The following is a 14899-nucleotide window of genomic DNA, read 5'->3' on the forward strand; positions in this document are numbered from 1 at the left end:
TCTTTTTTTTAGATGAGTAGATTAACCGCAAGAACTACAAATACTACACCTGTTATACGATCAATCCAAATTTGGCTTTGCGGGTGCTCTCGAAAGTAGCCTGCAATTTTATCGCCAAAGTAAATATACGTGCAGTCAATCGGAAACGCAAAAAGTGGATACAGTAAGCCAAAGAAAGCTAATTGAAATGTAGTTGATGATGACAGGGTTGGATCAACAAACTGCGGAATAAACGCAATAAAAAATAACGCTACTTTAGGGTTGAGCACTTCAGTCATCATAGCCTGAAACATAACATTAGTTTTTTTCTTGGTGCTTACATGGGGTTTATCTTCGCTACTGCACTCTGACTGGATAAATGTGCTTTTAAACATCATTACACCTAAATAACATAAGTAGGCAGCACCAGCGTATTGTACGCTGGTATAAGCCACTTCTGAGGCTTTAAGGATAGCCGTAAGACCGACAACGGCAAATAAAGTATGCGCCACTCCGCCTAAAGCAAAACCAAATGCGCTTTGTAAGCCTGCTACGCGGCCATTGGCAAAAGTTTGCGCCATTAAAAAAGCATTGGAAGGACCTGGTGCAACAGCGATTAAAAAACTCGCGGCTAAAAATGACAGTAAAAATTCAAAATTGATCATTGTTTTTATGTGTTTTTAGGGTGATAAGCATGTGCTTTATTACTGAGCAGTATAACCCACAGTGGCAGCAATAATAATAAGTGAAAAGCAATAAACTCGGGCGCATTGAAAGGGAGCACTTGGGTGAGCATAACCAATACTCCAGCGCCGCTCATTTGCATTAAACCGATTAACGCAGATGCAGTACCTGCTTGTTTAGCAAAATGTGACAATGCCATTCCAGCCGCTGAGCCTAAGCTAAGTGCAAAGCCTAGCGCAGCAATCAACACTGGTAGCATAAAAGCAAAGGCACTTTTAAACTGGCCGAGAATTAAAATCAGTACACCAGAGAAAATTAATAAACTCATACCTATGCGTAACGCTTTTTGACTATGGCGTTTGATATACAATGGTGCAATAAAGCTGGCTACAATGCTAACAATGGCATTGAGAGTAAACCAAAAAGTAAAATCGCTGACCGATCCACCTAACTCGGTCATGATCCATCCCGGTGCTAATGTTACAAAAGCTAAAATAGCCGACATTGCCACCATACAAATTAGGCTATTAAAAAGAAAAATAGGCGTGCTAATGATTGGTATAAAACGACGTAAATCGAGTATGTGGCCCTCATAGTGGCTATCCGCAGGGCGTGTTTCTTTAAAATATATGGCAGTGATCATTAGTCCAACACAAGCAAACCCCGCCAAAAATAAAAAGTTTATCCGCCAGCCAAATTGCACAGTCAGCCAAGCGCCTAAGATCGGTGCTAACGCGGGAATAAAACACACAATACCATTAAGGTAAGTGATCATTTGGCCGCTTTTAGCACTGCCGTAGGTATCACGAACAATCGCAAATGCAACTACAAAAGTGGCACAAGCCCCAAAACCTTGCAGTGCACGTGCAAGCATCAGAATGCTAAAACTAGGTGCTAAAAAAGCCAACATCCCAGCAAATCCATACAGTGTGATGCCAAATAGTGCGACTGGACGGCGGCCAAACTTGTCGGCTAAAGGACCTGCTATAAGCTGACCTAAGCCAACCGTCAGCATAAAAATAGCGACGGTAAGTTGCACTTGCTGCTCATCAATAGCCAATGCTTGCGCTATATCAGGAAATGCGGGTAAGTAAATATCAATCGCTAATGGGCAGAATATAACCAGAAGAGCGAGAATTAAAATAACACTAAGATGATTGCGGCGATCGGTTGTTGGCATGAGTGCTCCTTTTGCCGCGTATTTTAGGTCTGCAAAGATAAAAAAGAAAGGGCATATGACCCATCTATAAGAATATAGCTAGTAAGATTATAAGTATAAATGCACTTTTGCTAACTGGTCTGATGTGCTAATTTTGCAATAGCGACATTCAATGGAAAATAATAATGAGTAATAAATCTGCAGTTTTAACAGCATGGCATAGTTTTAAGCGTCTACCATTTGGCAATTGGTTATTTACTAAAGTCGTGTGTTTTAAAGCCCCTTATTTTGGCTCCATGAAACCCACTGTTTTAGATTTACGTGACGGACATTGCAGCGCAATGGTTAAAAACCGACGGAGTGTGCACAATCATATTGGGACTATCCATGCTATTGCGCAATGTAATTTAGCTGAGTTATGTGCCGGTGTGATGGTTGATGCTACCGTGCCATATAAAACTCATCGCTGGATCCCTAAAGGAATGACGGTGCAGTACTTAGCGAAGGTTGATACTGATGTCACAGCTGTGGCAGAAATTGCAATGCCAAGACAATGGCTAGATAAAGAGGATTTAGTGGTGCCAGTGAAGCTTTACAATACTCGCAGTGAATTGGTCTTCACTGCTGATATTACGATGTACGTTACTAAGAAAAAGTAAAATAAAGCGATTATTTTTTCTCTGCGGCTTGTTTGTTGAAAAACGACAAGTCATTATCACCTTCACTGAGCGCAGATGTAAGCTCCGGCTTTGATTCTGCGTTATTGGTAATTAATTCAACCGTTTCAGCTTCATGGCGTTGTTTTAAGTTACCTTCAATAATTGCACCAGCATCAATACTTAAAGTATCTTGATAAACATCCCCGTGCACTTGCGCTGAACGTTCAATAACTACTTTGCTGGCGTTGAGCGAGCCGATTACTTTACCTTTTACAATCACGCTTTCAGCGACCACTGAGCCTTCAACACAACCGGTATTACCAATAACTAAATGGTTAACACGAACATCACCATCTATGCGACCATCAAGCTGTACTTCACCTTGACTCACTAAGCTGCCCGTTAAGCGAACATCTTCAGAAATGATCGAAGGAGTGTGGCTAGTTCTTTTTAGTTGAGAATTTGCAGAACTACTTACTGTTGATTTTTTTTTACCGAACACGAGAAAGCGCCTTTGTTATTTTGACTGGATTGACATGTTTGTCGTTAAGTAATACTTCATAGTGTAGGTGAGTGCCAGTACTTCTGCCAGTGCTGCCCATTAATCCGATAACATCATTTTTGGTTACCGTTTGGCCTTTTTTAACGTTGATTTTATTTAAGTGACCAAACCGAGTTACAAAGCCGTTTTTATGTTGCAGTTCGATAAAATTACCATAACCACCGTTGCGTCCTGCGCGTAATACAGTGCCATCAGCGGGGGCGAATATTTCGGTTTTATGCCAACCTGCTAAATCAACACCTTTATGATAAGCATGACGGTTATTCACTGGATCTTTACGCAGGCCAAAACTACTCGAAATATAGTAATTTGCTGCAGGCAGAGTTTGCGGTAACTCACTGAGTAAATTTTCAAGCTTATTCAACGCCAATAGTTTATCTGCGATGACTAAAAATTCAGCTGGGATCTTTGATTCATCAAATAAATCCAGCGGACCACCTTGCGCGGTTTCTGTCATATCACCATCTAGACGACGCGCCAAGGCGGTATCAAGTCCTGCACCTTTGAGCATCGCTAAAATATCGTGCTGGCGGCGTTCTATTTGTTGCTCTATTTGTAAAAAGCTGTGTTGGTATTGGCTATCGAGTAGTGCAAAACGTTGCTCGATATTAACAGAGTCAGAGAGTGAAAGAGTGTGTGCGCTGTTAGGGTTTTCATCAACTAATGGTTCGTGGAACTCTTCTTGTTGTTCGCCGAGTTCACCTTCTGGCGGCGCTGCTGGCAGTGTGGGATTACTCATCGACTCAGGTAAAGAATCGATCATGCTCTGCAATAAAGCATGCTTTTGCTCTAGCACCGCAAGCTGGGCTAACTGTTTATCGTATTGTGCTTGTTGTTCTTTACTTTGTTGCTGCCACTGTTGTTGTTTTGATAATTGGCTTTGTTCGATATCGGAAATCTTGTTGGTTTGAGAGTATATTCGCAGGGTCGAAACAGCCAACCAAATTAAAGCAATTAAAATAATAGCTACGGCTGATATTTGTAACCAAGGTGCTAATATCACATGTTTAACCTCACCATTTTGGCGGATCAACAGCTGTCTAGCTGGGAATAATTTGTGATAAAAAGACTTAATAAATGCTGACATGGCTTATAAACACTGGCTATTAACCGAATTAAGATAGCAATCTGAGCTGAAAAAGCCAGTAAAAAATTGTAATTAATCTTAAAAAAGGAGGCGTTGGTCGCCTCCTTATAATAAATACATTTAATAAATGTTTACAACTTAGTTACTTAGCAGGAAGAACCGTTCCTTCTACGCAGCCAAAACCGATACGAGCAAAACCGGCTTTTTCACACCAACCACGCATAATAACGTTGTCGCCATCTTCTAAAAAGCTGCGTTGTTCACCGTTATTAAGGGTGATTTTTTCTTTACCACCACGAGACAGTTCAAGTAATGAACCGGCTTCTTCATGAGTCGGACCTGATTGCGTACCTGAGCCCAGCATATCACCTGGCATAAAGTTACAACCATTTACTGTGTGATGAGTCACCATTTGTGCCACTGTCCAGTATGAATGTTTGAAACTTGATTTAGATACTAATGAAGGTGCAGCACCTTGTTCACGCATTCTAGCGGTCTCAATTTGTACGTCCATTTTTATATCAAAGGCGCCAAGCTCACGGTTTTGGCTTGATTCTAAATAATCTAATGGTTGTGGGTCATTTTCATCACGAGTCCATGATGTTCTATAAGGTGCTAATGCTTCGGTGGTTACAATCCACGGTGATACAGTTGAAGCAAAGTTTTTCGCAAGGAATGGACCTAATGGTTGGTATTCCCATGCCTGTAAGTCACGTGCTGACCAGTCATTGAATACACAAAAACCAAATACATGGTTTTCAGCGTTTTCGATAGCAATGGCATCACCTAATTCATTACCTTTACCTAAATAAATGCCTAGCTCTAACTCATAATCTAAACGTTTACACGGACCAAGCGATGGTACTTCAGCGTCTGGCGCCTTAGTTTGACCATTTGGGCGATGAAAGGTTTGACCTGACACATCAATTGATGAAGAACGGCCATGGTAACCAATGGGGACCCATTTATAGTTAGGCAGTAACGGGTTGTCAGGACGGAATAAGCTACCGACTGCTGTTGCATGATAGATAGATGTGTAAAAGTCAGTGTAATCGCCAATACGACATGGCAATGCAAACTCAATGTCTGCTTGGGCAATTAATGCGTCGCTTAACTTAGCTTGTTCAGCGGCGCCTTCGCGTAATGCTTTAGATAATGCTAAACGTAGCGCTGACCAATATTGCTGACCAAGACCCATAAATTCATTTAATGTTGCTTGGCTTGCTGCTGCTATGGCTGTTTGTGCATCGCCTGAGAAAATAGCTAACTCGTTTACTTTGGCAAGGTCGATAACTTGGTCGCCAATGGCAACGGCACCACGAAAAGCTTCGTCAGAGTTCTTACGACGTACTTCTGCAAATGGTAGGTTTTGAATTGGGAAGTCACAATTTGCAACGTTCGCTGAGGCAACCCAGCTAGTTAAATTTATATCATGGGTTTCGTTAATTAAACTCATTACATTTCCTTTGGTTTAGTCAGTCGCGCTTTACAGTGGATATGGTGATGAATAGCGCGATTTAAACAGTGAAATTCAGATTGTCATTTATAATATTGATGAAACGACAAAAAGCAGCGAAGTACGCTGCTTTTTAAATTTACAATACGGTGCTTATAAAACGCCGCGGCGCTCTTGGTCGCGCTCGATTGATTCAAACAGTGCTTGGAAGTTACCTTCACCAAAACCGCCGTCATCAACACGTTGGATCATCTCGATAAAGATTGGGCCAAATAAGTTTTTCGAGAAAATTTGCAACAAGTAGCAATTTTCACTTTGGCTATCGACTAAGATCTGATGTTCACGGATCTTTTCTTTATCTTCTGCAACCCAAGGTACACGATCGAAAATTGTATCGTAGTACTCAGGAATAATATCAAGCGTGGCAATGGTTGATTTATCAAGCTTATCTAGTGAGCTTACTAGGTCATCTGTTAAGAATGCTAAATGCTGCACGCCTGGGCCATTGTATTCACCAAGGTATTCATCGATTTGGTTGTTATCGTTGCCTTTACCTTCATTGATTGGAATCGAGAAGGTGCCGCACGGTGATTTAAGTGCATAAGAGATCAAGGCTGTTTTTTGGCCTTTGATATCAAAGTAACGAACTTCAGTAAAACCAAATACGTTTTTATAAAAGTTAGCCCATGTTTCCATAGTGCCTTTATAAACGTTATTAGTTAAATGGTCGATGCGGATAAAGCCTTTATCATCAACAATGTTTTGTTCGCTTAAGTCTTCAAAGTCTTGCTCATAGATTGAACCTTTATCACCAAATTGCTCAATAAAATAAATTAAGCTGTCACCAATACCGTAAATTGCCGGGTATGGTAGGTCTTTATGAGTTGAATCAGTCGCTGGTTTTGCACCACGTGCTACTGCGGTGTCAAATGCCTGTTGAGCATTCTCTACACGCCAACCCATAGAACAAATTGCAGGACCATGACTTTTTGCAAATTCTGCAGAGAAACCATCACGTTCATTATTTAGTAAAAAGTGAATATCGTTTTGGTTGTAATAAACAATGTCTTTACCTTTAAATGTTTTTAGCTTTGAAAAACCAAAATCGGTAAATACTTTATCCATATAATCTGCATCAGGTGTAGCGTATTCAGTAAACTCGATACCTACCAAACCTAAAGGGTTAGTTACTTCACTCATTATAATTCTCCCGCAATAAACACTGCGTCTTGTTGTGTCTGATGCGCAGATAATTAACCATAATTGGCAGCAGGGGAAGAGCCGATAGCTATTTAGGCAAACGGCTCTTTGTAAATTAAATGGGACGATCATTTTAAAATGCATAAGCATTAATGCTTGGTTTTGAGATTTGTATTGAAAGGTCTTGTATTAAGTAACTTAAACTTTCGTTAACTTATTGATAAATAGAATTAATTTATTCTTATTTAAGGGGGTAAATAATCAAATAAAGGAACTATTCACCCCTTATTAAATATACGTGGTGTAATAAATTGTTTACGCTAGAGCCGTATTTGTTAAAAAACTAACTCTTCTGCGCTAAGCTAAGGTCACTAGTAATGGCTGGGGCATTTTGCTAGCAGTGCTACAGCGTTTCGTTGAACGTGCGTGGTGGCCTATCAGATGTGTTTAATGAAGCTGTTGAAAAGTAATTTATAATCTTTTGTTACGCGCTTTGAAGTCAGCCTTATTAATATCGTAACTTAAATCGACGTTTGGTTGGCAGGAATTAATCATGGTGATATAAATAGAGCAACAAAAATCCCCACAAGCGTCATAGCTTGTGGGGAGATAATAAACACAGAGTTACGGTTTTTCAGCAACTACTTCAAGCTCTTCAGCTAAAATGTGTTCTTGTGTTTGTGGCTCGTGTTGACCTTCAGCACCGTGCATCCACTTAACAAGCTTATCGCTTAGTAAGTACATGATCACAGCAGAGAGAACAGCAGTGGCACCTAAACCAATAAAAATGCCTAATGCGTTATCAAGCGCTTCTTCGCCTTCACCTAAGAATGAACCAACGAAACCTGCAATCTTATTTGCAACCGCAGTACATAGGAACCAAATACCCATTAGCATTGATGCTAAACGCAGTGGTGCTAGTTTACTCACCATTGATAAGCCGATAGGTGATAAACATAATTCACCCAGAGTATGGAATAAGTAAAATAACACTAACCACATCATGCTGATCTGTAATGGCTCACCGTGACCTTGAGTCATAAGTGCTAAAATCATAGTGATGAAACCAAGCGCTAAAAATATCAACGCAATGGCAAACTTAACGGGTGAATTAGGTTCACGTTTATCAAGTTTTAGCCAAACGATGGCAACGATAGGAGCACAAATGATAATGAAAATAGAGTTTAATGATTGAAACCAAGAGGCTGGAATTTCAAAGTTGAACAACATACGGTCTGTGTAATCATTTGCGAATAAATTCATCAAGCCACCGGCTTGCTCAAAACCCATCCAAAATATGATACTAAATACACTCATAGTGAAAATAACTTTGATACGGTCAGTTTCTACTTTAGTTAGCGGCTCTTTGGTATCTGAAGTTGATTGTGATTGCGCTAATTTAGCTGCAGGAACAACACCAATATCACCTAAGTATTTATTACTTAAAACCACTTGCATCGCCACAGATAAAAGCATACCAACACCTGCTACAATGAAGCCATATTGCCAACCCATAGATGCAGCTGCGAAACCCGCAACAAGTGGACCAAGCGCACCACCTAAGTTGATACCCATATAGAAGATTGTGAAGGCGCCATCACGACGTTGATCACCCTCTTTATACAAGTCGCCAACCATAGTTGAGATGTTAGGTTTAAATAAACCGTTACCCATACATAATAAAGCAAGACCGATATAAAATACGTTTTCTTGTTGGCCGGCTAACATATCGTGGGGGATACCCATAGTAAAATGGCCAGCAGCCATTAGTAGACCGCCTATGATAATAGCTTTTCGTTGACCAAGTACGTTATCAGCTAACCAACCACCAAATAATGGAGTGATATAAACCGCCATTGTGAACGTACCATAAAGGCTTAGTGCGTCTGCATTACTCCAACCAAAACCACCGTCTTTGACAATAGCAACAAGATAAAGTACTAAAATGGCACGCATGCCGTAATAACCAAATCGCTCCCACATTTCTGTGCCGAACAACAGAAATAATCCTTTAGGATGCCCTAAAAAATCACCTGCTTTAGGTAATGAACTCATATTTACTTCCTAACTCAACGTTAATTATTGCGGCCTTATATTTTTTGCTTTGGTCGTTCATGTGCTTTCAACACAAATAGAACGGGTGGCCATGAATATTATTTTTAATGCAGCTAAGGTAATGGTTTGCTCACTAAGATTGCTTAGTGGGTAAGAGTCACACCCTTATCCTAGCTACAATTGCGCCTAAGTATACATACACGGGCAGTGCAGGGGAAGTGCTTGCGATAGTTAGATTACTGATGGCTTTAAAGCGTCAGCGTAAGGCACTAAGGGGCTTTGCGGTAATAAGCGTAATGAAATGACACTTGCTCATTTTTTGTATAGCGGGTAAATAAGGTGGCATTGTGTAACAAATACTAAAGGCCGAGTAATAAATTACTCGGCCTTTAAATAAAGACTTATTAACAGTGTAAATTAGTTACAGTAGTTACTATCAACAAACGTTAAATCATTAACATGTGAAGGGCCATCCATAATGAATGTTGCCGCCGCAGTATTTTGATCTAATCGGTAAATTTTAGCGTTCTCACCTTTTACACGTCCTGAAACATAAATTGTGCCATCTGCAGCAATTGCGATACCAGATGCTTGATCAACACCATGCTCACCAATTAAAGACAACTCCATTGAACCTTGGTCAATAGTATAAAGTGCTTTACCGGTAAGAACGTAAAGAACATTATTATCAGCTGAATAAGCAATATCACCATCAGCGAACGAATCACCAGGGAAAGTTAATTTACCAAGTACTGTTTTATCACCTGTAGCTAGGTCAAAATCGTACATGTATGTTTTGCTTGTGGTACGTAATGTTGTGCCATCAGCGTTCATTGCAGAGCGGTAAATCGGGTACGAAGTTGCAGATGTAACCAATGCCTGCTCATTCGTAGCAAGGTCAAGTGATAAAATTTGCGAGATTTTAGTCGAGCTATCTAATTGCTCCATGAAATATAAAACACCATTATGTGATGCAATATTTGATGCCGTGTTACTTAAACCCGTTACTTTAGAGTATGTGTTTGTGTCAGTATTGAAAAAGTAAACAAATCCTTCTTCATTCGTACCGAAGTTATTAATACCGTATAAGCCAGATGCACATTGGCTAGTTACTTTAACATCATCAATAAACGCACCTAATGAATCAGATTTACCTGCGCCGATAAATTTAAGTTCGGTTGCTGCTGAACTTGCTTTTACAGTGTACGTAAACTTTTGCCAGTCTTTGGTGGTTGAATTTAACGTATCGAGTAACTCACCATCCCAATATACTTCTGCTTTATTAGTATTTGCATCACCACTTACACGTGCTGAATAATAAAAGCTTACTTCATAGTTATGATCAACATCAGTATTCAATGTTTGCGAAACGCTATAATTAGCTGTCGAATCTAACTCTAAATACTGGCTGCCATCTTGAGGTTTGATAAGGCCAAGCTTATTGGTTTGGATTTCAAACTTAGCATTGTTTGAACGTTGCCAACCTGAGACTTGATTTAATAATCCCCATGTTCCAGAAATTGTTGCAGTGTTTTCAAAAGAACCATTTGCTACTAGGTTCGTTGATGCTGCTGCAAAGCCTGAAGCGATCAATAAAGGTAATGTTGCAAGCTTAAACAATGAGTTTTTCATAGTACTTTTCCTACCAAGTAATTCATTTTGTTTTTGTTAACATTTTTATTAACAATTCATGGTACTATTTTGCTATAAATATTGGGTTCGGTCAAATGTTGAACATGAGCGTTTTCGCAATAATTCACTGCTTTATTTGTCTTTTTTAAATAATTCATTTGCAAACAGTGACTTGCTGAATGTAATTACTTTGAAAATATTTTACTTATTTTATAACTAAAATTTTAGCTGAAAATTAAGTTAATACATTTGTTTAGGTCGGTATGCCTTAATTAGTAATTAAGGCTTTGTAGGTTTTTACGGTATGATTAACTTAGCTATTATCTTTATTTGAAAATGTTAACCAGCCGGGCTTTTGATTGCGATTTAGCTTTCCTAAGACCGTAATAGCTTTTTCAAGAGTAATACGCTGGGTTGCGATATCTTTATAAACTTGGTTGGCAATTTTTTTGCGTTTAACAGCAGCCCCAGCATCTAAAAATGATTCAGCCACTTGTCTGGCAAATCTTTTTAATGGGCCTTGTTGCTGGCTGTCGGTTTTATTGTCTAGCTGTTGCTGATGTTTATTCAAACGTTCATTAATATGCACAAGCTCTGCTTGGCTGTATTCATTTTGCGCATGATGCATTTTTTTTATCTCTAATAACGCACTGCTTAAATAAGCATGCTCAAGCTGACTAAATGTACTGATCAGTGATAAGCGCGTTAAGGTTTTTTTAAACTGTTCAGCTGAGCAATTGTTATCTAACAGCATACTTATGCTATCGTAAATCTTTTGCCATTGTTGCCAGCCATAAACATAGCCTAAGCCAGCTCCTTTAATGTTTTGCATACCAATGATGACTTGGTGACAGTGAGGCCTCGCAAGTGCCGTTAGCATGATCGTTAATTGATCGGGGGTGACCTTGGAGTTAGTAATTAATATGCATTTACTTTTGACTAATTCCAATAATATTGTTTGTAAATTATGTTGATTCTTTTTTAAATCACTCAACAAAGGCCGCATCTGTTGATAGCTTAAATAGTGATTAAAAACATCTTGCAAACTTATCCGCTGCTGTTCACTTAATGTTTGTGCCTGTCCATTGAGCCAATCAGTAAATTGCTCTGCATTATTCAAGGCGGTAAATTCTTTTGCCTGGTAGCTACCTTCAAGTGCTTTATTCATTATTTCGGCAACTGTATCTGCTTCTTTAATGCAGTGTAGCTGAGAGCACAACAATTCTAATTCCTGTAAATCATTATTACTAATTATTCGTTCAAAGCGCTCAGCAAAAGCGTGCAAGTAATAGCTATAAAAGCCATCAACATTGGTACCAATGACAACCATTTTATCAAACGGTAAATCTTCGACGAGCATCTGGGCAAACACTTTTGAACGTGCTACACGGTCATTTCGGTTGTTAATCAAGGCGATGGTTTGTTTACTTGGATCCTTGCTTAGGCCAAATAAATCTAAGCGTCGCCAGTTCTCTATGGTCGCTAAGCGTTCATTGGCTGACATACTATTAACGAATGACATGCTAAAATGTGTAAAAGGTACAGGGCTAAAGTGTTGTAAAACACCAATGTCAGGTACTATACGCTGTGCTGTTTCTTTAAATACAAAGTCTTTTTCCAGGCCAATGTAGGCTGCCATCTTACATACTAAAGCAATATTATCCGGGTGCTCTTCATATGGGTAAAGTGCTCTAATGTCGGGTGTGATTTGATAACCATCGCCCCAATGTGCCTGAATTAAGGTACTGCTTTTTTGTGTAGCGTCTTTATCTAAAATAGGGAACATGGTTTGTTCGCTAGTAAAAACCTGACTTTTGGGGGCGATAAAGTTTGCCATTTCTTTAGCCACATCAATACCTGTTGGTCCTAATATATCTTCATGATCAGGATAGGCATTGGTAATAGTTGAAAAGTTATCTTGCATCCACTGCCTGAGTATTTTGACGTAGCGAGGTGTTAAGCCCATGCACTCCCATAAAAAGACATCTGCTTTGACATTTTTAGCAAAATGTAAAACATCACTTTGTTCCCAAATACTGGCTTTATCAAATGAGCGGAATAAAGGCACTTCAAATTGTTCACCATTGGAGCGAGCATAAATAAGGGTTGCTTCGCAGCCCGTTGTTTTCGTTATTACTTTTAACGCAAGACTGCTGAACAGCGCGGCTTTTAAGCGTTCAGTGCCAGATTTACCTCGGGTGCCCCAACCACCAATACTGACTGGAATTGCTTGACGGTCGGTTTTTATACGTCGGCTTATGCGAATATGACGTCCCCAAAAATAAACCATAAAACCAACTACAAAAAAGATAAGCTGACCAATACTGTTTTGATAGATTGAGTAAAGATACTCTTTAAAATTCAGCCAAATATTTACCAGTAGTGGAGAAAAACTTAGCTTATTATAAAGCTTACTAATATTTGGCTCTACATCAAACGTACAACCGAGTTGTTCACCATAGGCTTTAAATTCAAAACTAAAACCATGCTTATTGAGTGCTGTCAGGTAATTGTTTTGCTCTATTTCGTTACCTTTACGTTGCGTATCTAAACTATCAATATTAATACTTAGCCAAATATAACTGCTAATTCGCTGAAATAATGACTTTGGCGGGGTAATTAATAAAATACCATCTGGCGTATAGGTCTTTGCTGGCTGTTTTAAATTGTCTTGGCTCAGTACCGAGAGTAAGAAATCAGGTAACGGTAAATGTGGCCGCGCTGAGTATTCATCAGTATCAAATAACGGTTCGCCAGGAACATTGGTAGTGCTTATCTCCGCTACAGAGCAACTAGGCACATGCATAAAGGCAGATGGTTTTCGGGCTTTGCTATGATTAAAGCTTTGGCGTTTGTCTGTGCTTGGGTTGCGCCATTCATGTATAAAACGCCACAACCTAAACGCATAACGATAACCACTGCGGATCTGCCATGTTAATTTATTTTTACTAACATTGTAGCCTTCGCTTTGCTGAGCTTTACGACTGAGTAAGCGACCAAGTAACTCTTCATCTAATTCTTTATCGAGCTGAGATAGGGTTGCAGAGTTTGGTAATACTTGCTCTAACTCAGCCATTAAATTTTGATGCTCAAATGCAACTAATTGCTCTCTGGTACGGCTGATAAAACGGCGAATAGCCAGCACCGGCTCGCTCTGCAATCGTTCATTTAAACAATTGATATAAGTTGTGAAAACGCTATTTGGTTGGTTTGTCTCTAATTGTTGATTGAGCATCATACGAGCAGTGAGCTCTAACGTTAAACGTTTAATGGCAAAGCTTTCATTACCACTTAATAGTTGCCACCAGAGTTTGAATGCAAAGTTGTCGGTATCTATACGAGGGCTACTTAGTTGTTTAACTAACGTAAAGCGCACGGCATCAACGGTTTCTATTTTTAATCGTTCGGTTAATAAATTTTGTAAAAAACTGACAGAAAAATTACCAGCTTGCTCTATAACACTTTGCCTTACTCGTGGATAACTGTGTTCGGCTAACTGCATTAACAGGTTTTCACATAAGTGGCTCAATGTGTTCTGGCTGGTTAAAATTTTTGGTAACGCAGCTAAAATAAATAACCGTTCTTCAGCATTAAGTTGGCACTGATCAGTTTGTTGGATCAGCTGCTGCATAAATGCACGAATGTAGGTTGGCCGTTGATGGATCAAAATTTCTAATATATCCAAACGGGCTAAATGCGGTGTATTCACCTCTTCTAATGCTAATACTAAGGTTTCAATTAAATTTGCACTTAGCTCTGGATCGCCATCATAGTTATGCATCAGTTGTACTTGATTCGCTAAGGCACGGTATAGCGCATTTCTTACATGTTCATTATCGGTCTTGGTTAATAATTGTAAAAAGAAGCTCTCTAAGTCCAGAGTTTGCCACGCTTTTGCTATATCGTTTGAAGATTTTTTTAAATAGCGATTACTTAAGTCGCCAAGCTTTCCAATTAAAAATTTAAGAGTTTGTTCAATATCAGCGACTATATCTTGGTAACGGTTGATCACAGCACCTTCGTCAAACCAACGATTAAAGGCAAGTTTATCTTGGCGTAATTGTTCAGACGTGGCGCCTAGTTGCTGAGCGTAATCTAAAATATGGAATTCACGTTCGGCGCTGATTTCTGCATGACTGAGTCTTTCAATAAAAAGCAGATAACCGGCATCCAACTTTTGTAAACTTTGCTGTTTATGTTCTACGCGATGACGTAGAAAAGCAATTGCTTGGCGCAATAGCCAAATATCCTGATCTTCGCCATCGGGCATATTTTGCAGCAATTCCCACTGCGCTAGTTCATCAACAAGTTGACGGTATTTTTGGCGATAAAGGTCCAGCCAAAAATTAGCAATATCAGCAAACAATAGATGTTCTAAGCGATCTTTTAATTCGCTAGAGGGAGTAACTTTCTTGGTGTTTGCCAT

The 14899-nt window shown here is 39.4% G+C and carries 10 protein-coding genes; 1 reads left to right on the forward strand and 9 read right to left on the reverse strand.

All coding sequences use genetic code 11. The features are described 5' to 3' along the window. Nucleotides 1-8 precede the first annotated feature (8 nt). Nucleotides 9-644 (reverse strand): LysE family translocator, encoded by a 636-nt coding sequence (locus FW757_RS00800; protein ID WP_149980833.1) that lies wholly within the window; start codon nucleotides 642-644, stop codon nucleotides 9-11. 5 nt (nucleotides 645-649) lie between these two features. Then, the gene (locus FW757_RS00805; protein ID WP_182739378.1) at nucleotides 650-1843 is read right to left on the reverse strand and encodes a multidrug effflux MFS transporter; all 1194 of its coding nucleotides are present in this window, start codon (nucleotides 1841-1843) and stop codon (nucleotides 650-652) included. Nucleotides 1844-2007: 164 nt separating this feature from the next. Here FW757_RS00805 and FW757_RS00810 point away from each other — a divergent pair, with 164 nt between their 5' ends. After that, on the forward strand, nucleotides 2008-2481 hold the full coding sequence (locus FW757_RS00810) for a hotdog fold domain-containing protein (protein WP_145237355.1): 474 nt from the start codon (nucleotides 2008-2010) through the stop codon (nucleotides 2479-2481). 10 nt (nucleotides 2482-2491) lie between these two features. Here the strand turns inward: FW757_RS00810 and FW757_RS00815 are convergent, their stop codons facing one another. From FW757_RS00815 to FW757_RS00845, 7 genes are all read right to left on the reverse strand, one after another. Next, nucleotides 2492-2983: a bactofilin family protein gene (locus tag FW757_RS00815; RefSeq protein ID WP_145237352.1), complete on the reverse strand. Its 492-nt coding sequence runs from the start codon at nucleotides 2981-2983 to the stop codon at nucleotides 2492-2494. Beyond that, nucleotides 2973-4130, reverse strand: coding sequence for a M23 family metallopeptidase (locus FW757_RS00820; RefSeq protein WP_182717061.1), 1158 nt, complete (start codon nucleotides 4128-4130; stop codon nucleotides 2973-2975). Before FW757_RS00820 ends, FW757_RS00815 begins: the two co-directional genes overlap by 11 nt. Before the next feature lie 142 nt (nucleotides 4131-4272). Further along, entirely contained in the window at nucleotides 4273-5586 is a 1314-nt protein-coding gene (fahA, locus tag FW757_RS00825; RefSeq protein ID WP_446440745.1) for a fumarylacetoacetase, read from the reverse strand. Between the two features lie 153 nt (nucleotides 5587-5739). Next, nucleotides 5740-6786, reverse strand: coding sequence for a 4-hydroxyphenylpyruvate dioxygenase (hppD, locus tag FW757_RS00830; RefSeq protein WP_182739377.1), 1047 nt, complete (start codon nucleotides 6784-6786; stop codon nucleotides 5740-5742). A gap of 624 nt (nucleotides 6787-7410) precedes the next feature. Further along, nucleotides 7411-8841 (reverse strand): peptide MFS transporter, encoded by a 1431-nt coding sequence (locus tag FW757_RS00835; RefSeq protein ID WP_446440746.1) that lies wholly within the window; start codon nucleotides 8839-8841, stop codon nucleotides 7411-7413. Nucleotides 8842-9258: 417 nt separating this feature from the next. After that, a complete protein-coding gene (locus FW757_RS00840; RefSeq protein WP_182717063.1) occupies nucleotides 9259-10473 on the reverse strand; it encodes a hemolysin-type calcium-binding protein in 1215 nt (404 codons plus the stop codon). A 313-nt stretch (nucleotides 10474-10786) separates the two neighbouring features. Continuing rightward, nucleotides 10787-14899, reverse strand: coding sequence for a poly-gamma-glutamate synthase PgsB (locus tag FW757_RS00845; RefSeq protein ID WP_446440747.1), 4113 nt, complete (start codon nucleotides 14897-14899; stop codon nucleotides 10787-10789).

The sequence above is a fragment of the Pseudoalteromonas sp. 1181_04 genome (genome assembly GCF_052850545.1).